The 22,566-nt window shown below is 73.2% G+C and carries 19 protein-coding genes; 5 read left to right on the forward strand and 14 right to left on the reverse strand.

What is annotated here, in order from left to right; genetic code table 11:
• The 4 genes from AB0M80_RS00355 to AB0M80_RS00370 are packed head-to-tail and all read right to left on the reverse strand — an operon-like array spanning position 1 to position 3,942.
• The gene (locus AB0M80_RS00355; RefSeq protein ID WP_364556750.1) at positions 1-972 is read right to left on the reverse strand and encodes a MoxR family ATPase; all 972 of its coding nucleotides are present in this window, start codon (positions 970-972) and stop codon (positions 1-3) included.
• The gene (locus tag AB0M80_RS00360; protein WP_364556753.1) at positions 969-2,108 is read right to left on the reverse strand and encodes a DUF4350 domain-containing protein; all 1,140 of its coding nucleotides are present in this window, start codon (positions 2,106-2,108) and stop codon (positions 969-971) included. The genes AB0M80_RS00355 and AB0M80_RS00360 overlap by 4 nt, the downstream gene beginning before the upstream one ends.
• Entirely contained in the window at positions 2,105-2,746 is a 642-nt protein-coding gene (locus AB0M80_RS00365; protein ID WP_364556756.1) for a DUF4129 domain-containing protein, read from the reverse strand. Before AB0M80_RS00365 ends, AB0M80_RS00360 begins: the two co-directional genes overlap by 4 nt.
• Positions 2,740-3,942, reverse strand: coding sequence for a hypothetical protein (locus tag AB0M80_RS00370; RefSeq protein WP_364556759.1), 1,203 nt, complete (start codon positions 3,940-3,942; stop codon positions 2,740-2,742). The genes AB0M80_RS00365 and AB0M80_RS00370 overlap by 7 nt, the downstream gene beginning before the upstream one ends.
• 251 nt (positions 3,943-4,193) lie before the next feature.
• Here AB0M80_RS00370 and AB0M80_RS00375 point away from each other — a divergent pair, with 251 nt between their 5' ends.
• Positions 4,194-5,216 (forward strand): neutral zinc metallopeptidase, encoded by a 1,023-nt coding sequence (locus tag AB0M80_RS00375; RefSeq protein WP_364558491.1) that lies wholly within the window; start codon positions 4,194-4,196, stop codon positions 5,214-5,216.
• On the opposite strand, the gene AB0M80_RS00380 is transcribed toward AB0M80_RS00375, so the two are convergent.
• Together AB0M80_RS00380 and AB0M80_RS00385 are read right to left on the reverse strand one after the other, a co-directional pair.
• On the reverse strand, positions 5,209-5,637 hold the full coding sequence (locus AB0M80_RS00380; RefSeq protein WP_364558494.1) for a hypothetical protein: 429 nt from the start codon (positions 5,635-5,637) through the stop codon (positions 5,209-5,211). The genes AB0M80_RS00375 and AB0M80_RS00380 overlap by 8 nt on opposite strands.
• Before the next feature lie 81 nt (positions 5,638-5,718).
• A complete protein-coding gene (locus AB0M80_RS00385; RefSeq protein WP_364556762.1) occupies positions 5,719-6,798 on the reverse strand; it encodes a potassium channel family protein in 1,080 nt (359 codons plus the stop codon).
• A 91-nt stretch (positions 6,799-6,889) separates the two neighbouring features.
• Here AB0M80_RS00385 and AB0M80_RS00390 point away from each other — a divergent pair, with 91 nt between their 5' ends.
• Complete coding sequence (locus tag AB0M80_RS00390) at positions 6,890-7,258, forward strand: hypothetical protein (RefSeq protein ID WP_364556764.1); 369 nt, start codon at positions 6,890-6,892, stop codon at positions 7,256-7,258.
• A 146-nt stretch (positions 7,259-7,404) separates the two neighbouring features.
• Here the strand turns inward: AB0M80_RS00390 and AB0M80_RS00395 are convergent, their stop codons facing one another.
• Together AB0M80_RS00395 and AB0M80_RS00400 are read right to left on the reverse strand one after the other, a co-directional pair.
• The gene (locus AB0M80_RS00395) at positions 7,405-10,647 is read right to left on the reverse strand and encodes an ATP-dependent DNA helicase (protein ID WP_364556765.1); all 3,243 of its coding nucleotides are present in this window, start codon (positions 10,645-10,647) and stop codon (positions 7,405-7,407) included.
• 94 nt (positions 10,648-10,741) lie between these two features.
• Positions 10,742-13,915: an ATP-dependent DNA helicase gene (locus AB0M80_RS00400; RefSeq protein WP_364558497.1), complete on the reverse strand. Its 3,174-nt coding sequence runs from the start codon at positions 13,913-13,915 to the stop codon at positions 10,742-10,744.
• A gap of 237 nt (positions 13,916-14,152) precedes the next feature.
• Between AB0M80_RS00400 and AB0M80_RS00405 the strand changes: the two genes are divergently transcribed.
• Complete coding sequence (locus AB0M80_RS00405; protein ID WP_364556768.1) at positions 14,153-14,476, forward strand: MGMT family protein; 324 nt, start codon at positions 14,153-14,155, stop codon at positions 14,474-14,476.
• Here the strand turns inward: AB0M80_RS00405 and AB0M80_RS00410 are convergent.
• Together AB0M80_RS00410 and AB0M80_RS00415 are read right to left on the reverse strand one after the other, a co-directional pair.
• Positions 14,473-15,288 (reverse strand): uroporphyrinogen-III synthase, encoded by an 816-nt coding sequence (locus AB0M80_RS00410; RefSeq protein ID WP_364556770.1) that lies wholly within the window; start codon positions 15,286-15,288, stop codon positions 14,473-14,475. The two genes, AB0M80_RS00405 and AB0M80_RS00410, sit on opposite strands and share 4 nt — an antisense overlap.
• A complete protein-coding gene (locus AB0M80_RS00415; protein WP_364556773.1) occupies positions 15,281-16,249 on the reverse strand; it encodes a YafY family protein in 969 nt (322 codons plus the stop codon). The genes AB0M80_RS00410 and AB0M80_RS00415 overlap by 8 nt, the downstream gene beginning before the upstream one ends.
• 63 nt (positions 16,250-16,312) lie before the next feature.
• On the opposite strand from AB0M80_RS00415, the gene AB0M80_RS00420 reads away from it, so the two are divergent.
• Both AB0M80_RS00420 and AB0M80_RS00425 read left to right on the forward strand, forming a co-directional pair.
• Positions 16,313-16,708, forward strand: coding sequence for a DUF3224 domain-containing protein (locus AB0M80_RS00420; RefSeq protein ID WP_364556776.1), 396 nt, complete (start codon positions 16,313-16,315; stop codon positions 16,706-16,708).
• A gap of 9 nt (positions 16,709-16,717) precedes the next feature.
• Positions 16,718-17,821 (forward strand): crosslink repair DNA glycosylase YcaQ family protein, encoded by a 1,104-nt coding sequence (locus AB0M80_RS00425; RefSeq protein ID WP_364556778.1) that lies wholly within the window; start codon positions 16,718-16,720, stop codon positions 17,819-17,821.
• A 23-nt stretch (positions 17,822-17,844) separates the two neighbouring features.
• On the opposite strand, the gene AB0M80_RS00430 is transcribed toward AB0M80_RS00425, so the two are convergent.
• The 4 genes from AB0M80_RS00430 to nirB form a co-directional block, all read right to left on the reverse strand.
• Positions 17,845-18,510 (reverse strand): DUF4097 family beta strand repeat-containing protein, encoded by a 666-nt coding sequence (locus AB0M80_RS00430; RefSeq protein ID WP_364556781.1) that lies wholly within the window; start codon positions 18,508-18,510, stop codon positions 17,845-17,847.
• Positions 18,511-18,605: 95 nt separating this feature from the next.
• Positions 18,606-19,709, reverse strand: coding sequence for a uroporphyrinogen-III synthase (locus AB0M80_RS00435; RefSeq protein WP_364556782.1), 1,104 nt, complete (start codon positions 19,707-19,709; stop codon positions 18,606-18,608).
• On the reverse strand, positions 19,706-20,047 hold the full coding sequence (nirD, locus tag AB0M80_RS00440) for a nitrite reductase small subunit NirD (protein ID WP_364556785.1): 342 nt from the start codon (positions 20,045-20,047) through the stop codon (positions 19,706-19,708). The genes AB0M80_RS00435 and nirD overlap by 4 nt, the downstream gene beginning before the upstream one ends.
• The gene (gene nirB, locus AB0M80_RS00445) at positions 20,044-22,566 is read right to left on the reverse strand and encodes a nitrite reductase large subunit NirB (protein WP_364556788.1); all 2,523 of its coding nucleotides are present in this window, start codon (positions 22,564-22,566) and stop codon (positions 20,044-20,046) included. Before nirB ends, nirD begins: the two co-directional genes overlap by 4 nt.

Genomic DNA, 22,566 nt, shown 5'->3' on the forward strand with positions numbered 1-22,566 from the left:
TCAGCGCGGCACGGGCACGGACGCGAGCACGCGGTCCAGCACGCCGTCCGCGGTGACGCCTTCGAGCTCGGCCTCCGGCCGCACGTCCAGGCGGTGCCGCAGCGCGGGCCGGGCGAGGGCCTTGACGTCGTCGGGGGTCGCGTAGTCGCGCCCGGCGAGCCAGGCCCAGGCCCGGGCGACCGCCAGCAGCGCCGTGGCGCCGCGCGGGGAAACGCCGATCCGCACCGACGGCAGCTGCCGCGTCGCCCGGCACAGGTCGACGACGTACCCGATCACCTCGGGCCCGACCGTCACGCGGGCCACGGCTTCGCGCGCGGCCGCCAGTTCCGTCGCCCCCGCGACCGCCTTGAGCCCCGCCGCCGCGAGGTTGCGCGGGTCGAAGCCCTGCGCGTGCCGCCACAGGATCCCGATCTCGTCCTCGCGCGAGGGCGCCGCCATGGTCAGCTTGAGCAGGAAGCGGTCCAGCTGCGCCTCCGGCAGCGGGTAGGTGCCCTCGTACTCCACCGGGTTCTGGGTGGCGATCACGATGAACGGGTCCGGCAGCGGCCGCGACTTGCCGTCGAGCGAGACCTGCCGCTCCTCCATCGCCTCCAGCAGCGACGACTGCGTCTTCGGCGGCGTCCGGTTGATCTCGTCGGCGAGCAGCAGGTTCGTGAAGACCGGCCCCTCGCGGAAGGAGAACTCGCCGCTGTGTGCGTCGTAGACGATCGAGCCGGTGACGTCACCGGGCATCAGGTCGGGCGTGAACTGCACGCGCGTGGTCTCCAGGTCCAGCGCCGCGGCCAGGGCCCGCACGAGCAGCGTCTTCGCCACGCCCGGGACGCCTTCGAGGAGGACGTGCCCCCGGCAGAGCAGCGCCAGGATCAGCCCGGTGACCGCGGCGTCGTTGCCGACGACGGCCTTGCCGACCTCGGCGCGCAACGCGATCAGCGCGTCGCGGGCTCCGGTCGCGTTTTCGGTACCGCTGGTCACGTTCGCCCCACCTCTCGTTCCACCCTGTCCAGTTCGCCGGCCAGCCGGACCAGCGCGGAGTCGTCCGGCACCGGCGGGCCGTAGAGGACCGCGCCGACGTCGTTGGCCTGCCGGCCGGTCCGCGTGCTCACCGAGGCCACCAGCGCCGCCGGGCCGGCGTCGCGCGGCAGGCCCAGTGTGGTCCGCAGCCGCGTCCGCGCCGCTTCCCGCAGCGTCTCACCCGCGTGCCCGGCCGCCTTCGCCCGCCGGTACAGCCGGGCGCGGCCCTCGGCCGTTTCGGCCGCGCGGACGACGATCGGCAGCGGCTCGGTGACCACCGGGCCGAGCCGCCGCGCCCGCCACAACGCCAGCAGAGCCACGGCGACGAAGGCCTGCGCGGCCCCGTAGTACCAGCCGGCCGGGATCAGGTCGAAGATCGACTTGCGGGAGCCGTCCAGCGCCGGGTCCGCCGCGGTCGGCAGGTACCAGACGAGCTTCGGGTGCGCGCCGAGCAGGTGCAGCACCAGCGCCGCGTTGCCCTCTTCGGCGAGCCGCGCGTTGGTCAGCGGCGCCGGCGAGCCGAGCAGCGTGGTCGTGCCGCCCGCGTCGGCGAGCTGCAGCAGCGTGCCGCCGCCGTCCTCGCCGGGGTAGCACGAGCGCGCGCCGGGGGAGGCGTAACCGATCCCGCCGAGCGTGACGTCGCCCGCCACCACCGCCGCGGCGACCGTGCACTGCGGCCCCAAGGTCCCGACTTCGCTGCGGCCCACCGGGTGCACCAGGGGCAGCGAGTCGCGCAGCGTCGGTTCCCCCGGCGTCACCAGGACGACGGCGGCGGCGCGCTCCCGCAGCGGGTCGAGCCGCTTCGCCGGAACCAGGTCGGGCTGGGTGACGAGCAGCGTCGCGTCTTCGCCGATCTCGCCGTCCGCTTCGCCGGCCGTGCGGACCGTCCGGACGTCCACGCCTTGGTCTTCCAGCAGCTTAGCGAGGGCGTGCGCGCCACCGGGTTCGTACGAGCCGGGCTCGAGCGCACCGTGGACCTGCTCACCGCGGGCGAGCAGGAGCAGGGCGGCAGCGACGAAGATCAGAGCGACGAGCGCCAAGGGAACCCGGGCACCGCGCCAGATCCGGCGCAGGTCGGGCGAGACCGAGGTGCTCACGAGCCCGCCATGGCGACCGGCCGCTCGCGGCGGCAGCGTTCGTCGAGCTCGGTCAGCGCACGGTAGGCCGCTTCCGTGCCTTCACGGCCGCCGTAGTGGACGTCGTCGAAGAGCCGTGCCCCCTGCCGCAGCTGGTCGGCGACGTTCGGCAGCAGCAGTCCCGCCTCGGCGGCGGCCTCGTCCGCGGTCCGGCCGGAGCGGGTGTCGAGCAGCGCGCGTTCCTCCAGGGCCCGCACGACGGCGCGGAACCGGTCCCGGACGGCGTCGCCGAACCGGCCGGCGGCGGCGGCTTCCGCGGCCGACCGGCGGTAGTCGTCGGCACTCTTGCGCTGCCCGCCGAAGACGACCCCGCCGGCCCGGGAGGTGCGGGCGATCTTGCCGGTGCGCAGCCGGATCACCACGACGAGCACGATCAGCAGCACGAGGACCAGCACCAGCCCGAAGATCCCGCCGGGGACGTCCGACGACAAAGCGGCCAGCAGCCTGTCCAGTCGCTCCCCGAGCCACTGCCCGGTCTGCTGCAGGAAGTTCGGCCGCGCGTCCCGGTACTTCGGGTCGGACAGCTCCTCCGCGGCCGCGCGGCGGGCCGAATCCCGGTCGATGTCGACCGGGACGTCGGCGAGCACCGACTTCACCACGCCTGCGGAGGCTGGACCCCGGCCGCACGGGCCAGCTCGATGTCCATGCCTTCGCGGCGCATCCGCTGGTCGAGGTACACGATCACGGTGACCAGCGCGACGAACGGGATCGCGATGGTGCCGGAGACGATCTGCCCGGCCGACTGCAGCAGCAGGTCGCCGGTGTCCGGCACGGTCACCTTGCCCGGGTTGAACATCTGGCCGAACAAGCCGGTGCCGAGCGCGAACGGCAGCTGGATGATCTCCTCGAAGAACGACTCGATGATCCGGGCCAGCAGCAGGATGCCGAACACCCGCCAGAACGCACCGCCGACCAGTTTGACCGAGCGCGCGAGCGCCTGCCGGAAGGTGCCGCGCTCGAGCACGAGCGCCGGGGCGGCCAGCGCCCAGAACACCCAGACGAGCACGCCCGGGACGATGCAGAGCATCACTCCGATGGTGCTGAGGAGCGCGTAGACGAACGCCACGCCGAGCAGCGGCAGCAGCCGGGGCTGCACCTCACGCCAGGCGATGCCCAAGGTGACTTCGCGGCCCAGCGCGGCGCGGCCCATCACCGCGGCCATCAGGCCGGTGGTGACGGTCAGCAGCAGCGTCGAGATCAGGATCGAGGAGATCAGCACGAGGAAGACGTCGCCGAACGTGCCGAACAGGGCGTTGCGCAGCTCCGCTTCGGTCGCGGCCGGGCCGAGCTGGACCGTCGAGGCGAAGCCCTGCAGTTCGGCCATCGCGTACTTCTGCAGGACGAAGGTGATCGCGGCGGTGATCACCGCCATCACCGCGCCGATGCCGAGGATGAGCAGCGGGTGACGGCGGATCGCGGTGATCGCGCCGTCGAGGATGTCGCCGATGTTGAGCGGCCGCAGCGCGATCACGCCGGGCTTGCCGAGCCCGTGCGGGTTCCACCGCGGCTGCGGCGGCTGCGGCGCGTACTGCGGACCGCCGTAGGGCGGCGGCTGGTTCGGCGCCTGCCAGCCGGGCGGCGGTGCGGCCTGCGGGCCGGGTGCCTGCCAGCCGGACGGCGGAGTGGCCTGCGTGTCCGGCGCCTGCCAGCCTCGCGGCGGCGTCGCCGGTGACTCGGCGTGATCTTCAGGCGGCTTCGGCTCACCCGATCCGGGGGCGGGAGCCTGGGGGATGCCCTGGCTCGGTGTCGGCGTGTCGGCGCCCTCGCCGCCGGGCGCGCCACCGGTGTTTGTCATCGAAGCCCCTCGCCTGCAGTGCCTGCTTGACGACACTCTCTCAGAGCCGGTTGTACCCGGCCAGACCTGGGGTGACGTCGGTGCGCCGTGCCGGCATGCGCACGGACGGGTGCGAGACGGCCCGTTCCCCCGATATGCTGAATGGCGGGATCGGGTACCCCCGGTCCGTACCGAGACCCTTCGGGACTGCCTAGATGACGCAACCGCCCCCCGGCCAGGTACCGCCCCGCGGAACCGTCCAGCCGCCGCCGGTGCCGGATGCGCAACCGGATCTCCCGTGGCTCGGCCGCCCGCACACCGTGTCCGCGCCGAAGCGCCGTTCGCCCGCGGCGGTGATCGGCGTGTGCCTCGGCGCGGTGGCCGTGCTGGTGCTCGGGCTGGTCGCGATCGTGGCCCTCAACCGCGAAGACACGCCGCTGGCGAACCCGAACCTCCGCGACGTCCCGTCGTCGCAGGACGTCACCTCGCAGCTGCCGCCGGGTGGCGCCGGTGCCCCGGCCTCCGCGCCGCCGAGCCCGTCGACCGACCTGCCGACGCCCAGCCCGACCGGCCCGCAGAAGATCCTCAAGCTCGCCGACCACCCGATCCTGCAGGACCCGAACGCCGGCCTGCAGAACCGCGTCTGCACGCTGCCGACGTGGCAGAGCACCCAGGCGGGCGCGGAAGCGTTCTTCACCGCCGCCAGCAAGTGCCTCGACGCGGCGTGGGGCCCGTTCCTCGACGCCTACCACCTGCCGTTCACGCCGCCGGCGCTGCACTTCCCGACCGGCGCGAGCTTCGAGACCGAGTGCGGCACCATCCAGGTCGGCATCGCGACCGCCGCCTACTACTGCGAAAACAACCTGTACGTCCCGTTCCGCGGCCTGCAGACCGACCAGTACGGCAACAACCCCGGCGTCTACCTGGCCCTGTTCGCCCACGAGTACGGCCACCACGTGCAGGAGGTCGCCGGGCTGATGGACGCGGCCTGGCAGAAGATCTACGAGGCGGGCCAGAACAGCCCGGCCGGGCTCGAGATGTCGCGGCGGAAGGAACTGCAGGCCCAGTGCTTCTCGGGCATGTTCCTCGGCGCGCACGTCGACCAGGGCGGCACGATCAGCCGCGAAATGTACAACAAGGCCTGGAACGACCAGGAGACCCGCGGCGACAACACCTCCCGCAGCCACGACCACGGCACCAACGCGCACTACGCGTCCTGGTGGCGGACGGGCGCGACGAGCAACCGGATCGCCGACTGCAACACCTTCTCGGCGCCGTCGTCCGAGGTCAGCTGACCTTCGCGACCTTCGGGGATCGTGCGGGGATCCGCAGCACCAGGTAGACGTACATCCCGCCCGAGAAGCACGCGAACACCAGCAGCGCGAGCCCGACCGGGCGCCGGGCGTCCGACGCGCCCATCGACGTGTCCGCGGCGTGGACGGCGACCGCGCCCTGGTCCGGCAGCACCTCCGGGACGGCGACCTCGACGCGTTCGCCCTGGCCGTGCCCGCAGCCGTCGAGCGTGCCTTCGTGGACCTTCCCGGTGATGGTGAACCGCACGGTTTCCTTCGTGCCCGGCTGGTCGCACGGCGCCGGCTTGGTCACCTCCGCCTGCACCGGCGCGCCGAGGACGTCGTTGCCGATGCCCAGCAGCCCGGGCCCGGCCAGCCAGGCGAGCAGCACGACGAGCACGCCCGCCGCGGCGGGGATCGCCACCGTGGGCCACTTGAGGGCGAGAGATCGCGGGGGCACCCGGTCATGGTTCCAGATCCGGCGGGCAAAACCCAGGTGCCCTGGTTACCGCTCGATCTTCTCCGTCTGCGTGACCTTCTTGACGTACAGCAGCTTGTCGCCGGGTTCGATGGCGTCGGCCTGCGGGGCGTCGATGCGGTACAGGACGCCGTCGCGGACCAGGCCGAGGACGAGGTCGGACAGGTGTCGCGGCGACCCGCCCTCCTCCGCCGGCTCGACCGGCCGCTCGGCGATCGCCAGGCCGGACTCGGGCGTGAGCAGGTCCTCCATGATGTCCACGACCAGCGGCGTCGACGTCGCCATGCCGAGCAGCCGCCCGGCCGTCTCACTGGAGACGACGACCTGGTCCGCGCCCGACTGCTTGAGCAGGTGGACGTTCTCCGCTTCCCGCACCGACGCGACGATGTGCGCCTTGGGCGCCAGTTCGCGGGCGGTGAGCGTGACGAGCACCGCCGTGTCGTCGCGGTTCGGGGCGACCACGACCGCGCGCGCGTGCTGGACGGCGGCCACGCGCAGGACGTCGGACCGGGTGGCCGAGCCGTGCACGGCGACGAGGCCGAGCGCGCTCGCCGCGTCGAGGGCCTGCTGGTCGGTGTCGACGACGACGATCTGGCCCGGGGCGATGTTTTCGTCGCCGAGCAACGCGTTGACGGCGGACCGGCCCTTGGTGCCGAACCCGACGACGACCGTGTGGTCGCGCACCTTCGCCCTCCACTTCTGGATCTTGAACGCCTGGCGGGAGCGCTCGGTGAGCACTTCCAGGGTGGTGCCGACCAGGACGATGAGGAAGAGCACCCGCAGCGGGGTGATGACCAGCACGTTCACCAGCCGGGCGGACGACGTGGCCGGTGCGATGTCGCCGTAACCGGTCGTCGACAGCGAGACGGTGGCGTAGTACAGGCTGTCCAGCAGGGACAGGCCGTCGCCGTTCGCGTCGCGGTAGCCGTCGCGGTCGAGGTAGACGAGGATCACCGTGGCCAGCAGCGCGAGCGCCGCGCCGATGATCCGCTTGACGATCGAGCGGAGCGGGCTGATCGTCAGCTCCGGCATCCGCAGGACGCCGACGAGCTCGTGATCGGGCCGATCGGTGAGACTGCCCAGCGGCAACCGCTTCAGGGCCTTCATGCACCGGCTCCCGGTGGCGGGTGTCGAGCGTCACTCACGCCCGGAGGATAGCCGAACCGGGTGAGCCGCCGCCGCGTGGAACGATGAGTTCATGGCAACCTCGCAACGGCCCGCGCACCTCCTGGCCGGCGTGCTGGGCGCGATGGGCGTCCTGCACTTCGCCGTGCCCAAGCCGTTCGACGGGCTGATCCCGCGGTCGCTCCCGGGTTCCCGGCGGGCCTGGACCTACGGCTCGGGCGTCGCGGAATTGGCGGTCGCGGCCGCGGTGGCCGCCCCGCGCACCCGCCGTCTCGGCGGCCTGGCGGCGGCCCTGCTGTTCCTGGGCGTCTTCCCGGGAAACGTCAAGATGGCGGTGGACGCCCGCCGCGCCCCGCTCCCGCAACGCGCGATCGCCTGGGCCCGCCTCCCCCTCCAGTGGCCCCTGATCGCCTGGGCCCTGAAAGTCCGCGACAACGCCTGACCCGCGTGATCAGCCCCGCAACTCGCGTGATCAGAGCCGGAACTCGCGTGATTGAAGCCGGAACTCGCGAGTTACGGCCCCAATCACGTCAAGTACGGCTTTGATCACGTTGGTTACGGGTCTGATCACGTTGGTTGCGAGGCTGATCACGCCTCGGGGAGGTCGCGGAGGAGCCTTCGGAGGCCTTCCGGGTCCAGGAGGTCGGCCGGGCGGATCGTGCGGTTCGCCCGGACGTAGTGGAACGCCGCGCGGACCTGCTCCACCGGGACGCCCTTCAGCGCCGCCCACGCCATCCGGTACGCCGCCAGCTGGACCGACAGGGCCGGCAGCCGGGACTCCGGCGGGACCGCACCGGTCTTCCAGTCGACCACCGTCCAGCCGCCGTCGGGGTCGGCGAAGACCGCGTCCATGCGGCCGCGCAGGGTGATGCCTTCGACGTCGGCCGAGAACGTCACCTCCACCGCCACCGGGACCCGCGACGCCCACTCGCTCTTCTCGAACTCCGTCTGCAGTTCCTCGAAGTCCGCGTCGGGGGCCTCGCCGAAGTCCGCGGCGCCCGGGAGGTCGTCGATCTCGATGAGCTGGTCGCCCCCGAACCGGCGTTCCAGCCAGCCGTGGAACTCCGTGCCGCGGCGGGCGAAGCTGTTGGGCTCCACCGGGAGCGGCCGGCGCAGGTCGCCGGCGAGCCGGGCGGCGTCGTCGGCCAGGGTGACCAGCTGGCTCACCGAAAGCCGCGACGGCAGCGGAACCCGGTTGACTTGGTCGTCCTTGCGCGCCCACTCCTCCAGCAGGACGTCGGTGTCGGTAAGCCACCCGTCCGGATCGTCCTCTTCGGACGCTTCCTCGTCCGAAGGCGGTGAAGCGAGCGCCTCGGTCACCAGCTCCACGCCGGTCTGCACGCCGGTGCGCCGGTCGGCCAGCGGGTCGACCGGCCAGCGTCCCGCGCGCGAGTCCGAGACCAGCGGGTTCGCGTCGTCTTCGGCCGGTTCCGGCGCCCACTCGGCGAGCTGCCCGACACCGGTCTCGCGCAGGACATCGGCAATTTCGGTGAGGAACTCCGACGGCCCCTTGGCCCGGCTGCTGCTTTCGTTCCACCAGTGCCCGGAGACGATCAGCGCGTGCTCGGACCGCGTCAGCGCGACGTAGCAGAGCCGTCGTTCCTCCGCCTGCTCCCGTTCGACGAACCCGGCTTCGTGCAGCTCCAGTCCTTCTTGGACTTCCTTGCGGTCGTAGCCCTCGGCGATCCGCAGCTCCGGCAGGTCCTCGGCGTCGCCCCGCAGTTTCGCCGGCAGCGACGTCGCGGTCCGCAGCCACGACGACGACCGCCGCCGTCCGGGGAACACCTCGTGCACCAGGTGCGGCACGGCGACGACTTCCCACTCGAGGCCCTTCGCCGAATGCACGGTCAGCACCTGCACCCGGTCCGGGACGACCTCGACCTCGCCCGGGGTGAGCCCGTCCTCGGCGTGCGCGGCGGTGTTCAGGTAGTCCACAAAGGACAGCAGGGTCGCCGTCGGCGCCGTCTCGGCGTAGTCGGTGACGACTTCGGCGAACGCGTCCAGGTGCGCCCGCCCCGCGGATCCCGGCCGTGCCAACGATTCGACGTCCAGGAGCATCGTGCGTTCGACGTCGGCGACCAGCTCCGGCAGCGACTGGTCGAGCCGCCGCCGCAACGCGGCCAGCTCCCAGCCGATCCGCCGGATGCGCTTGTAGCCTTCTTCGGAGTACCGCGACGGGTCCCCCGGCTCGTCGATCGCGTCGATCAGCCCGGCCTGCTCCACGCGCTCGACGACCAGCTCCGGGGCGTCCGGCTTCTCCGGGCTGGAGAGCTCGCCGGCCCGGCGCCACAGCGCGGCGACATCGGCGGCCGCGAGCCGCCACCGGGCCCCGGTCAGCAGCCGGGCCGCCGCGCTCCCGGACAGCGGGTCCGCGAGCACCTTCAACGTCGCAACGAGGTCCGCGACCTCGGGCTCGTCGAGCAGCCCACCCAGCCCGACGACCTCGACCGGCAGCCCGCGCGCCCGCAGTTCGGCGGCGATCGGGGCCATGTCGGCGCGGCGCCGCACCAAAACCGCGGCGGTCGGCGGCTTGCCGGTCTGTTCCTGGTGGGCGTACCAGCGCCGGGCGAGGGCGTCGGCCACCCACTCGCGCTCGGCGCGGACGTCCGGCAGCAGCGCGCACGCGATGTCCGCGCGCCCGGCGCCGTCACGCGCCCGCAGCCGTTCGACGCCGAGGCCGCGGGCGCGCAGCGGTTCGGCGATCGCGTTCGCGAGCTCCAGGATCTCCGGCGGGTTGCGGAAGCTCGTCAGCAGCCCGTATTCGTGCGCGGGGACGAGCCGTTCGCCGTCGAAACGCGGGAAGTCCGTGGTGAACCGGGGCAGGTTGGCCGCGCTGGCGCCGCGCCAGCCGTAGATCGCCTGCGCCGGGTCGCCGACCGCGGTGACGGGCATCGGCGGGTTCTCGACGCCACCGAACAGGGCCCGCAGCAGCACGCGCTGGGCGTGCCCGGTGTCCTGGTATTCGTCGAGCAGCACGGCGCCGTAGCGCTCGCGCTCGCCGCGCACGACAGACGGGTATCCGCCGGCCAGCTGCGCGGCGAGGGACATCTGGTCGGCGAAGTCCAACGCGCCTTCGTTGCGCTTGCGCCGGTGGTAGTCGTCGACCAGCGGCAGCAGCGCGAGCCGGAAGTGCTGCGCCGCCATGATCTCGGTGAGTTTCTGCGGCAGCGCGGCCCGCTGCCCCTTGGCGCGCGGCGCGGTTTCGATGACGCGGCACAGCCACGTCGTGTACTCGGCGAGCTGCTCGGTGGAGACGAGGTGCTCACCCAGCTCCCCGGCCAGGGCGAGGACGTCGGCGGTCACGGTCGGCGGGACGCGGTCAGTGTCGAGTTCGTTGTCCCAAGTGGACACGACGCGGTGCGCGATCTGCCACGACGACGTTTCGGACAGGAGCCGGACGCCGGGCTGCACCGGCAGCCGCAGGCCGTGTTCGGACAGCAGCCGCCCGGCGTAGGCGTGGTAGGTGAGGACGGTGGGTTCGCCGGCGACCACGGTGGACCGCAGCCCGCCGGTGGGGTCGAGCCGGTCGAGGAGGCCGGACCCGGCGAGCCGCCGCAGCCGCGCGCGGACGCGTTCGCCGAGCTGGCGCGCGGCTTTCCGGGTGAAGGTGAGGCCGAGGACGCGGTCGGGGCTGACGATCCCGTTGGCCACGAGCCAGACGACCCGCGCGGCCATGGTTTCGGTCTTGCCGGCGCCGGCTCCGGCGACGACGAGCGAGGGTTCGACCGGTGCGGCGATGACGGTGGCTTGTTCGGGGGTGGGCCGGTGCAGGCCGAGAGCATCGGCGAGTTCGGCGGGCTCGACGGGGTTGGCGATGAGGAGCGGGCTCACGGGCATGCCCCGCACGGACTCGCTGAACTCACCGGATAGTCCACCAACCCACCGCCGCTCCACCGCCGGAGGACCACCGAACTCACCGGATAGTTCACGGCCCCGGCACCTGCCGGCCCTCGGGGCGCAGCGGGCAGCAGCCCCGGGCCGGGCAGCGGTCGCAGTCCACGTTCTCCTGCGCCTGGTAGTCCGGCCCCGCCGCCGACGCGGCCGCCTTCTGCACCAGCTCCAGCCACTGCTTGCCGCCCACCTCGTCGAGCGGCGGCTGCGACCGCTCCGTCGCCCCCGTCTTGTTGTTGGCCTTCGCGACGTACACCAGCCGCGCCCCACCAGCCTCGGTGCGGCCCTCGATCGCGCCCAGCAGCACCGCCAGCTGATAAGCCGCCAGCTGCGGGTGTTCCTCCGCGTCCTTGCCGGACACCGGGACCTTCCCCGTCTTGATGTCGACGATCACCGGCCGCCCCTCGGAGTCCAGCTCCACGCGGTCTACCCGCCCGCGCAGCAGCACGCGGACGTCCTCCGAGCCACCCGCCGGCAGCTCGACCTCGATGTCCTGCTCCACGCCGGCTTCCTTGAGCTCCTTCCGGCTCTGCTCCAGCCAGGTCGTGAAGTTGCGCAGCATCTGCTCGACCCGGCGACGCTCACGCCGGGAGAACCACGGCGCTCCCGCATCGACGCGCACCCAAGCCTCGTCCAACGCCGCCTGCAGCTCCGCGTCGGTGCTGCCCGACGCGACCGCCTGGGCGAGCCCGTGCACCAGCGTCCCCGTCACCGCCGCCAGCTGGGCCGGGTCGCTGCCGCCGTGGCGCTCGATCATCCAGCGCAGCGGGCACTTCGTCAGGATTTCCACTGTGGACGGTGAGATGCGGATCAGGTCGCCGGGCGGGTGCACCGGCTCGTCGCTGGACGCCGGGAGCAAGCCGTACCACGTCGACGGGTGCGCGCCCGGGACCTTCGCGTCGGCCAGCCGGGCCAGCTGCTTGGCCGCCCGGCGGCGGCGCGCGGGGTCGGCCTTGTCGTCGCAGACGACCTCGCGCAGCTCCCCGACCAGCTCGGCGAGCACCAGCGACCGGCCCGGCGGCTTCATCCGCGAGTCGAGCCCGCCGTCGTCGGCGCCGTTCTCCTCCAGGTCGTCGAGGAACCGGGACGGCCGCTCGTCCTCCCCCGACACCGCCGTGACCAGCAGGGTCTGCTTGGCCCGGCTCATCGCCAGGTAGAACAGGCGCCGCTCCTCGGCCAGGATCGGGGCGGTCTGGGACACGGCGTCGTCGTCCACCCCGGCCATCAGGTCCTTGAGCCGTTCCACGCCCAGCACCGATCCGCGCAGCCGCAGGTCCGGCCACGCGCCCTCCTGGACCCCGGCGACGGCCACGACCGTCCACTCGCGACCGGCGGCGGCGTGCGCGGTCAGCAGCGAAACACCGTCGGACGGAACGGCGGCCGGCGCCAGCGTATCGCCGGCGATCCGTTGCGCCCCGAGGTAGTCCGCGAAGGAAGCGACACTCGCGCGGGGCAGCCGGTCGACGTACCGGCCCGCGGCGTCGAACAGCGCGACGACGGCGTCGAGGTCGCGATCGGCCTGCGCCGCCAGCGATCCGCCGCGCTCGGCCTGCCGCAACAGCTTGTCCTGGAGGCCGCTCTCCCGCCACAGCTGCCACAGCACCTGCTCGACGCCCTCGCCGCGCGCCACGGCCTGGTGCGTGACGCGCAGCAACCCGCCGACGCGCCGCACCGGCTCCGCCTCGGCGTCGGCCAGCCCGGCGAGGATGTCCCCGCCGCGCAACGCTTCCACGAGCAGTTCGTCACTCGACCGCTGACCGCCACCGGCGAGTTCGAGCCGGCGCAGGCCGCGTCGCAACCGCCGCAGCGCCAGGGGGTCGGCACCACCGAGCGCGGACGACAGCAGCATTTCCGCGAGATCGACGTCGAGGAGCTCGGGCTCGGGCGCGAGCTTCAGCACCGCCAGCAGCGGCCGCACCGCGGGTTGGCGAGCCAGCGGCAGTTCCTCGGTCGCCGAGCCGATCGGCACGCCCGCCGCGCGCAACGCCCGCTGCAGCACCAGGAAGGTCCGCGCCGGCGACCGGACGAGCACCGCTATCTCCGACCACGGCACGCCGTCGACGAGGTGCGCACGCCGCAGCTGGTCGGCGATCCAGCTCGCCTCGGCGGCGGGCGTCGGCATCACGCGCACGCGGACGTTCCCGCCGGTCGCTCCCTCCGGCGGGACGATCTTGCGGTGTGCCGACGCGCCGGGCAGCGTCGCGCCGATCTTCCGCACCGCCAGGCGGACGGCCGGCGCGAGCCGGTGCGCCGTGGTGAGCGTGACGGTCCGGCTGCCGTCCGGGTCGGCGTCGGCGAACAGCCGCGCGTCGGCGCCCCGGAAGGAGAACACGTTCTGGTCGGGGTCGCCGGCGACGACGAACTCGGCCGCAGTGTGCCCGATCATCCGGACCAGGCCGGTCTGCAGCGGGTCGAGGTGGTGGGCGTCGTCGACGAACAGGTGCCGCACACGGGTGTGCTCCCGTTCGCGCAGCTCGTCGTCGTCCTCCAGGGCGAGCAGCGCGGAGGTGACCAGCTCGGCGGCGTCCAGCGCGGGTGCGCTCGCCACACCCAGCGCGTTGCCGCCCGCGCCCTGCAGCTGCGTGACCTCTTCGTACTGCGCCCAGAACTGCCCGGCGGCGACCCACTCCTCCCGCCCGCGGCGGCGGCCCAGCTCGGCGAGGTCCTCCGGGCCGAGCCCGCGCTCGGCCGCGCGCATCAGCAGGTCGCGCAGCTCTTCGGCGAACCCCGGGACCACCAGGGCCGGCCGCAGCTGCTCGGGCCAGTACTCGGCTTCTTCGTCGAGGTCACCGGCCAGGAGTTCGCGGACGACGACGTCCTGCTCGGCGCCGGCGAGCAGGCGCGGCGGCGGGAGTTCCTCGCCCATCGCTTCCAGCCGCAGCAGCGAGTAGGCGTAGGAGTGCACAGTGCGCACGAGCGGTTCCCGGACGGTCCGCGGCAGGGGCCGCGCCTGGTCGGGGTCGGCGGTGAGCCGGCGCGTGATGTCGGCCCGCAGCGCGTCGGCGGATCTGCGGGACGTGGTGAGCACGAGCACGCTCTCCGGGTCGGCGCCCTCGGCGATGCGGCGGGTGGCGGCGGACGCCAGCAGCGCCGTCTTGCCGGTGCCGGGGCCCCCGAGCACGCGGAGGAACCCACCGGGTGCGGACAGCACCCGCCGGGCGCCTTCGTCCCAGGTGAAAGCGGGTGTGGCGGTGCTCGGCGTGCGCACCAGCCGCGCGCCCGCTTGCGCCGTTCGCCTCCCGTTCACCCCGCGATGGAACCACGCCCGGTCCCCCGGGTGGTGCACCGGCACGGCTTAGCGGAGGTGCGTTCGGTGAAGGCGCCCGGCGGTGCGGTGGATGGCTGTGAGAAAAGTGTCGGTGACATCTGGGGCTCCGCCCCGAGTCGGGGGCTCCGCCACCCGAAACCCCCGAAAAATGTCGGACCCGTCCGGCAGAGTGTCGGTATGGACGACGTTCTGCACGAGCGCGTGCGGGAAATCATCGGGTCCGTGCCGTCCGGCACGGTCGCGACGTACGGCGACATCGCGGCGCTCGCCGGGGCGCCCTCACCGCGGATGGTCGGCGCCATCCTGGCCGAGGACGGACACGACCTGCCGTGGCACCGGATCCTGCGCGCGAACGGGACCCCGGCACCGCACCTGGTCCACGACCAGCTGGAGCGGCTGCGCGCGGAAGGCGTCCTGGCCGACGGCCAGCGCGTCGACCTGCGGAAATACCGGTGGAAACCGGACGGCGAGGAGGACTCCGGGCCGCCCGGGCTGTTCTAGGGCGACCCTGCGCCGAGCTTCGCGACCAGCAGCTTGACCAGCGCTCCGAGCCGTTGGCGGTCCGGCTGCACCGTCCGGATCCCGGCCTCTTCGAGCGGAGCCGCCGTCACCGGGCCGACGCACGCCACCACCACCGGGCCGCGCAGGGCCGCCAGCAGCTCGTCGTGGCGTCCGGACGACCGGGCCAGCGTCAGGAAGTTCGCCGCCGCCGGGGCGCTCGTGAACGCCAGTGCGTCCAGCTCGCCCGCCACGGCCGCGTCGATCAGGTCGTGCACCGGCGTGACGTCCGGCGGCGAATGCCAGCGGTACGGCTGCACCTCGACCAGGGACGCCCCGGCGTGCACCAGGGGATCCGTGAGGTCCGGCAGCGGCGTGCCGTGCAGCTGGACGGCCACCCGCTCGCCACCGACCCCGGCCGCCGCCAAGGCCGCGAACAGTTCCGCGTTGCTCTCCGAAGCGGCCGAAAAGGACTCGCGCAGGCCCACGCCGCGGACCGCGCCGACAGCCTTCGGGCCGCGGGCGTAGATCCGGGACCGGCCCAGCGCCGTCACGAGCCGGTCGCGCAGGCCCCAGTCCCCGGCCGCGTCGAGCCAGCCGCGGAAGCCCGCTCCCGTCGTGACCACCGTGAACCCGACCGGGGCCGCCAGCACGGCTTCGGTGCCCGCGCGCAGCTCGGGGTCGGCGTCGAGCGGCACGATGGTGATCGTCGGCGCGTGCCGGACGTCGGCGCCGTAGCGTTCGAGCGCCGCGATGAATTCGCCGGCTCGGCGTTCGGCCGTGACGCCGATGGCGATCCCGCTCAGCTCACCCATAGAACGCGCCCATCTCCTCGATCGCTTCCGCCAGCTCCGCCCGCAGGTCCGCCGGTGCCAGGACCTCCAGGTGCGGCCCGAAGCGCAGCAGCTCGCCGATGGCCGGTTCGCCCGGCTCCACCGGCAGCTCCACGGTGAGCCAGCCGTCCGCGTCGGGCTCCTCACGACAGTCGCGCAACGCGCGGGCGCCGACAGAGCCTGCGTAGAACGGTACGAGAGCCTGCGCCCGCGGCGACAGCCGCACCACCGCCACGCGCGGGAACATCCGGCGTTCGAACTGCTCGGACCACTCCTGCCAGTACTGCGCGAGGTCGAACCCGGCCGGCCGCTCGAACACCTCGCCGAGGTCCTCGAGTTCCAGCACCCGCGAAATCCGGTAGGTCCGGTCGGTGCCGTCGCAGCGGCCCGCGAGGTACCAGTTGCCCGCCTTGAGGATCAGCCCCAGCGGCTCCAGCTCCCGTTCGACGACCCGCTGCCCCCACCGTTCGTAGCGGATGCGGATCCGGTGCGACGACCACACGGCGTCGGCGATCGCCGACAGCGTCGGCAGGCTTTCGATGCCCCGGTGCCAACCGGGGACGTCCAGGTAGAACCGCTCGGCGACGCGCCCGGCGCGGTCGCGCAGCTCGGCCGGCAACGCGGCGTAGAGCTTGAGCTGGGCCGCCGCGAGCACCGTGCCGAGGCCCAGCTCGGCCGCGGCCACGGGCAGCCCGGCCAGCGACAGCGACTGGGCCTCCTCCTCGGTCATCCCGGTGAGGCGGGTGCGGTAGCCGTCGACCAGCCGGTAGCCGCCGCTCCGGCCGCGGTCGGCGTACACCGGGACGCCGGACGCCGACAGCGCGTCGATGTCCCGGTAGACCGTCCGCACCGAGACCTCGAGCTCCTCGGCCAGCTGCTCGGCCGTCATCCGGCCGCGGTTCTGCAGCAGCAGGAGGACGGACAGGAGACGGCTCGCGCGCATGACCGGAATTCTGGCAGAAATACCTGACACGAGCTGACAGGTATGCCCGGCAGAGTGGTCCTCATGAACGCATTCACCATGAAGAACTGGGACGAGAAGATCGTCAGCGGCACCGAGGGTGGCCCCCGCGTGGCGTACGCGCACGCCACGATGGCGTACGACGGCGTCATCGAGGGTGAGTCGATCTGCGACCTTCTGCTGTACTACGCGGGCGAAGGCTACGAGAGCGGCACGACGACGTCGCCGAGCTTCGAGCGCTTCGAGGGCAAAGTCGACGGTCGCGAAGGGACGTTCGTCGTGCGGCACGAGTTCACGTTCGACGCCAACGGCATCGCCTCGACGTTCGGCGTCGTCCCCGGCTCGGGCACCGGCGAGCTGGCCGGGCTCACCGGCAGCGGCACCGTCGGCGGCACGATGGGCGAGGAGAAGATGGGCTACACCTTCGAGTACGCGTTCTAGGAGCCGCACGTGGACCGTCGTCAGGTACTCGCCTACCGCATCGCCGAGCACGGCCTGCACCGCTCGGCGCGGGACGCGGCCGGCCTCGCCGTCGTCCGGGCCGGGCTGCAGGACAGCATGCGCGACACCGCGCTGCTCGCTCTCGTCGCCCGGCTCGACGGCCCGGTGTCCCTCGAGGACGACGAGCGGCTGGTCCTGGCCTGGACGCTGCGCGGCGCGCCCCACTACCACCTCCGCTCGGACCTGCCCGAAGTGATCCGAGCGCTGGTCCCGCTGGACGACACCGACGCGCTGGCCCGGATGCTGTGGCAGCGCAAGGAAATGGCGGCGACCGGGCTGGCCGCGCGCGAAGTGGTGTTCACGGCGGCCGCCGCACTCCGCAAGGTCGTCACGGAACCGCTGACGAAGGGCGCGGTGAGCGCGGCGGTGACGAAGGTGCTGCCGCCGCCGTTCTCGCGGTGGTGCCGCCCCTGCAACGCGACGCACATCCAGGAGCAGCTGATGCGCATCGCGGCTCCGCACGGCGGTCTCCGCCTGGTGGCGGGGGCGTCCCCGGCGACGCTGGCCCCGCTGGAGGGCCGCGGCCGGATGCGGAAGGCACCGGACCCGGCCGCGGCGACCGAGGTGGTGGCGCGCTACCTCCGGCTCAACGGCCCGGCCTCCCCCGGCGAAGCGGCGGAGTTCGCGGGCACGGCTCGCACGGTGGTGGACCGGACGTGGCCGTCGGACCTGGCCGAGGTGCGGGTCGAGGGCAAGACCCGCTACCTGCCCGCGGACCGGCTCGAGGCGCTGGAGAACCCGCCCGAGCCGGACGTGGTGCGCCTGCTGCCGCCGCTGGACCCGTTCATCCAGGCACGCGACAAGGCGCTGCTGGTCCCGGACCCGGCGCGGCGCAAGGAAGTCTGGAAGATGCTGGGCAACCCGGGGGTACTGCTCGCGGACGGCGACGTCGCGGGGACGTGGCGCACGAAGGGCAGCGGCGCGAAGCTGACGTTCACGCTGACGGCGTTCGATCCGCTGCCCCCGCCGGTCCGCGAGGAAGCGGAGGCCGAGGCGGCCCGGGTGGCGGCCGCGCGGGGCTTCGAGAAGCACGCGGTCACCTGGGTGGGCTGACCCATCCCCCCGGGCCCGGGCGGTCACAGGCTGCGGGCGTCGATGTCGCCGTAGGCCGTGGTCGCGTGGATGGTCAAGGCCGCCGTGCCCTCGCTGTTCTTGAGGGCGTTGCTGATCCGGCCGTAGGTGGTGCCCGCGTCGAGGGACGCCGAGACGCCGGGGGCCGCGCCGACCGAGATGTCCCCGGCCTGCGTGCTCAGCACCAGGCTGCCGCTCACCGCCTCGGCGATCCGGATGTCGCCCTTGCCGGTGGCGATCTCCGCGGAACCGGTCAGCCGGCCGAACGAGACGTCACCGGCGTGGGCGGTGAGGCGGACGTCCGCGGCTTCGTCGAAGACGATCTCGCCGTACGCGCCGTCGACGGCGAGGTCGCCGAGCCGGCCGGTGCCCCGCAGCTCGACGCTGGCGGCCTTGACCTCGACGCCGGAACCGGCGGGCAGTTCGACGACGACCTCGAGGGCGCCGGACGGGCCGAAGTACTGGTTCTTCGCCGCAGCCGCGATCCGCAGGACGCCGTCGCCGAACTCGACCTTGGCCTGCTCCGCCGCCTTCACGTCACGGCTCTTCGTGGGGTCGGCGGGGCGGACGTCGACCGTGGTGTCGGCGCGGTCCGCGGCGACGAACCGGACGCGGCCGGCCGGGATGTCGAGGATGGTGGCGATCGGGGCGGGGGTGGCGAACTTCTGCATCGGATTCTCCCTGGTGGCTCGGTGTGTGAGACCACATTCGCCGGTCGCGCTGACACCGGGTGGCCACCGCGCTGACACGGCCGCTGACACGCCGGTCAGGCGTCGACCGCCAGCCGGTACCCCCGCTTCACCACCGTCTGGACGACCTTCCCGCCCCCCAGCGAAGTCCGCAGCCGCCCGATCGCCGTCTCGACCGCGTGCTCCTCCCCACCCCCGGGCAACGCCGAGATCAGCTCGCGCCGGGAAACCACCCGCCCCGGCGACGCCGCCAGCGCCCGCAAGAGCGCCATCGGGGCCGGCGCCACCTCGCGCCACTCACCGTCCACGATGGCCGCCTGGCCGCGGAGCTCGATCGAATGCCCGCCCGCCCGCAACCGCGGGGAGCGCGCCACCAGCGTCTCCGCCACCGTCCGGGCGAGCGCCCCGATCCGCGCCCGGTGCGGCTGGACCGTCGGCACCCCCAAAGCGGCCAACGGGCCGGCCGTGATCGGGCCGACGCACGCCGCGACCACCGGGCCCGAGAGCGCCGCGACGAGACCCGGCAGGCGCCCGGTCCGCCGGGCCAGTGCGACGAGCGATGCCGCCGCCGGGGCGCTCGTGAACGGCAGCGCGTGGATCGAGCCGTCCAGGACTCCGTCGAGCAGGCGGTCCACCGGCCCCGGGTCGACCGGGCCGACCCAGCGGTACACCGGGATCTCGATGACCTCCGCCCCGGCCGCGCGCAGCGTGTCGACGAAGTAGGGCAACGGCTCGCCGTGCAGCTGCACCGCGATCCGCAGCCCGTCGACCCCCGACGAGAGCAGGTGCTGCAGCAGCTCCGCGTTGCTCTCCGACGCGGGCGAATACGACTCCGACAGCCCGGCGGCCCGGAGCGCGCCGGTCACCTTCGGCCCCCGGGCCAGCAGCGAAGCCGCGGAAAGCCGCGCCAGCAGAGAATCCCCCAGCCCCCACCCCTCGGCCGCTTCGAGCCAGCCGCGGAAGCCGATGCCGGTCGTCGCCACCACGGCGTCCACCGGCGCCTCCAGCAACCGGGACGTCGCCGCGTGCAGTTCGGTGTCGTCCGTCAGCGGCACGATCCGGATCGCCGGGCCGTAGCGGACGCTCGCCCCCTTGCGCACCAGCAGCGCGCCGAGCTCGTCGGCCCGGCGCGCCGCGGTGATGCCGATGACGAAACCGGCCAGCGGGAGGACATCGGTCACGGACTCTCCACTTCGACCACGCCCTCTCGCACCCTCACTTCGTACACCGGGACCGAAACGTCCTCGGCGTCCAGGCAACGGCCGCTGTCGAGGGCGAACCGTTCCTTGTAGACCGGCGAGGCGACCACCGGCACGCCGTCCGCGTCGCCGACGATGCCGCGCGAGAGCACCGCGGCTCCGCTGCACGGGTCCCAGTTGGACAGGGCGTACCAGCGGTCGCCCGGCAGCCGGAAGATCGCCACCTGCACGCCGTCCAGCAACGCGGCGACCCCCGAGTACTCCGGCACGGCGTCCGCCGCGCACACCGCCGTCCAGGTTCGTTCGATCGACGTCGTCATCGCCGCACCTCGCTGTTCGAAAAGCCGGGGACGCCCAGCATCACGGGCACTTTCTGCTGCCGCTCCTCGCGGAAGGAGATCGCCGGGTCGGGGGCGCCCGGCGCGTTGACGAAGGAGGTGAACCGGGCCAGCTTCTCCGGGTCCTCCAGGACGCCCTTCCACTCGTCGGCGTAGTTGTCGACGTGCTTGGCCATCGCCGCGTCGAGGTCTTCGCAGATGCCGAGCGAGTCGTCGACGATCACCGCGCGCAGGTGGTCGAGCCCGCCGTCCAGCTCCTCGATCCACGGCGCGGTCCGCTGCAGCCGGTCGGCGGTGCGCACGTAGAACATGAGGAACCGGTCGATGGTCCGGATCAGCGTCTCGGTGTCCACATCGGACACGAGCAGGTCGGCGTGGCGCGGGGTCGTGCCGCCGTTGCCGCCGACGTAGAGGTTCCAGCCGTTCTCCGTGGCGATGATGCCGAAGTCCTTGCTCCGCGCCTCCGCGCACTCCCGGGCGCACCCGGAAACCGCGGACTTGAGCTTGTGCGGCGAGCGCAGGCCGCGGTAGCGCAGCTCCAGCTCGATCGCGAGCCCGACGCTGTCCTGGACGCCGTAGCGGCACCACGTCGACCCGACGCACGACTTGACCGTGCGCAGTGCCTTGCCGTACGCGTGCCCGGACTCGAACCCGGCGTCGACGAGCCGCCGCCAGATCAGCGGCAGCTGGTCCACCGTCGCCCCGAACAGGTCGATCCGCTGGCCGCCGGTGATCTTGGTGTACAGCCCGAAGTCGCGCGCCACCTCGCCGATCACGATCAGCTTGTCCGGCGTGATCTCGCCGCCGGGGATCCGCGGCACCACCGAGTACGTGCCGTTGCGCTGCAGGTTCGCCAGGTACCGGTCGTTGGTGTCCTGCAGCGTCATCTGCTCGCCGCCGAGCACGTGCCCGTTGCCCAGGGTGGCCAGGATGGACGCCACGGCCGGCTTGCAGACCGCGCAGCCGCTGCCGGAGCCGTACCGGCCGATCAGCTCGCTGAACGTCGCGATCCGCGTGGCCTGGACGATTTCGAACAGCTCCGCGCGCGACTGCGGGAAGTGCTCGCACAGCGCCTTCGACTGCTCGACGCCGGCGGCGCTGAGCAGCTTGCCCAGCAGCGGGACGCACGAGCCGCAGGCGGTGCCCGCGCGGGTGCACGCCTTCAGCTTGCCGACGGTGTCGCAGCCCTCTTCGTGGATCGCCCGGGTGATCGCTCCCTTGGACACCGCGTTGCACGAGCAGATCTGCGCCGCGTCGGGCAGTGCGTCGACCCCGACCGCGGCGCCGCCGCCCGCCGGGGCGAGGATGGCGCCCGGCTCGGCCGGCAGCGGGCGGCCGACGAGCGCGCGGAGGGTGTTGTACTCGGTGGCGTCGCCGACGAGCACCCCGCCGAGCAGCGTCTTGCCGTCGTCGGTGACCACGAGCTTCTTGTACGTCCCGGCGACCGCGTCGTTGACGGCGACTTCCAGGGCGCCCTCGGTGGCCGCGTGCGCGTCACCGAAGGAAGCGACGTCGACGCCCATCAGCTTGAGCTTCGTGGACGTGTCCGGCTCCGGGAACGTCCCGGAACCGCCGGTCAGCTGCGCGGCGACGATCTCCGCCATCGCGTAGCCGGGCGCCACGATGCCGTACACCTTGCCCTCGACCGCGGCGCATTCCCCGATCGCGTAGATCGCCGGGTCGCTGGTGCGGCAGGACGCATCCGTGAGGACACCGCCGCGCGGGCCCAGCTCCAGGCCGGACTGCCGGGCGAGGTCGTCCCGCGGCCGGATGCCGGCGGAGAACACGACGAGGTCGACGTCGAGTTCGGTGCCGTTGCCCAGCTTGGCCAGCAGCCGCGAGCCGTCGGCCTCGATGGAGTTGGTGGACGTTCCCGTGTGGACGGTGACGTCCAGCGCCGTGATCATCCTGCGGAGCATCGAGCCGCCACCCTCGTCGACCTGCAGCGGCATCAGCCGCGGCGCCATCTCGACGACGTGCGGGGACAGGCCCATGTCCCGCAGCGCCTTCGCGGCCTCCAGCCCGAGCAGACCGCCACCGATGACGACGGCCGAGCGCCGTCCGCGGCCCGGCTTGTCGACCGCGGCCGCGCGGATCGCGTCGAGGTCCTCGATGGTCCGGTAGACGAAGCAGCCGGACAAGTCGTGCCCGGGCACCGGAGGCACGAACGGCCGCGAGCCGGTGGCCAGCACCAGGGCGTCGTAAGAGACCGAAGCACCGGACGCGGTGGTGACCGTCTTCGCGTCCCGGTCCACCTCGGTGACCAGCTCGCCGAGGCGCAGGTCGACGTGCGGGTCGTCCGCGTAGTCCGAGCCCGGGAGGGCCAGTGAAGCCGGGTCCCACGTGTCCACGTAGGACGTCAGCGCCACCCGGTCGTACGCCGGGCGCGGCTCCTCGGCGAGCACGACGACGCGCCAGGTTCCTCGTGGGTCTTCCGCGCGCACCGCCTCCACGAGCCGGTGGGCGACCATGCCGTGTCCGGCGACGACCAAGGTGGGCAT

The organism is Amycolatopsis sp. NPDC051045, assembly GCF_040682955.1.
Classification (GTDB): Bacteria; Actinomycetota; Actinomycetes; order Mycobacteriales; family Pseudonocardiaceae; genus Amycolatopsis.

What these genes read in the sequence shown, in the direction of transcription:
- AB0M80_RS00390 (WP_364556764.1), top strand. Translation starts at nt 6,890, where the DNA reads ATGGCAACCTCGCAACGGCCCGCGCACCTCCTGGCCGGCGTGCTGGGC.
- nirD (WP_364556785.1), bottom strand. Translation starts at nt 20,047, where the DNA reads ATGACGACGTCGATCGAACGAACCTGGACGGCGGTGTGCGCGGCGGAC.
- AB0M80_RS00410 (WP_364556770.1), bottom strand. Translation starts at nt 15,288, where the DNA reads ATGGGTGAGCTGAGCGGGATCGCCATCGGCGTCACGGCCGAACGCCGA.
- AB0M80_RS00420 (WP_364556776.1), top strand. Translation starts at nt 16,313, where the DNA reads ATGAACGCATTCACCATGAAGAACTGGGACGAGAAGATCGTCAGCGGC.
- AB0M80_RS00405 (WP_364556768.1), top strand. Translation starts at nt 14,153, where the DNA reads ATGGACGACGTTCTGCACGAGCGCGTGCGGGAAATCATCGGGTCCGTG.
- AB0M80_RS00385 (WP_364556762.1), bottom strand. Translation starts at nt 6,798, where the DNA reads ATGAAGGCCCTGAAGCGGTTGCCGCTGGGCAGTCTCACCGATCGGCCC.
- AB0M80_RS00415 (WP_364556773.1), bottom strand. Translation starts at nt 16,249, where the DNA reads ATGCGCGCGAGCCGTCTCCTGTCCGTCCTCCTGCTGCTGCAGAACCGC.
- AB0M80_RS00430 (WP_364556781.1), bottom strand. Translation starts at nt 18,510, where the DNA reads ATGCAGAAGTTCGCCACCCCCGCCCCGATCGCCACCATCCTCGACATC.
- AB0M80_RS00370 (WP_364556759.1), bottom strand. Translation starts at nt 3,942, where the DNA reads ATGACAAACACCGGTGGCGCGCCCGGCGGCGAGGGCGCCGACACGCCG.
- nirB (WP_364556788.1), bottom strand. Translation starts at nt 22,566, where the DNA reads ATGCCCACCTTGGTCGTCGCCGGACACGGCATGGTCGCCCACCGGCTC.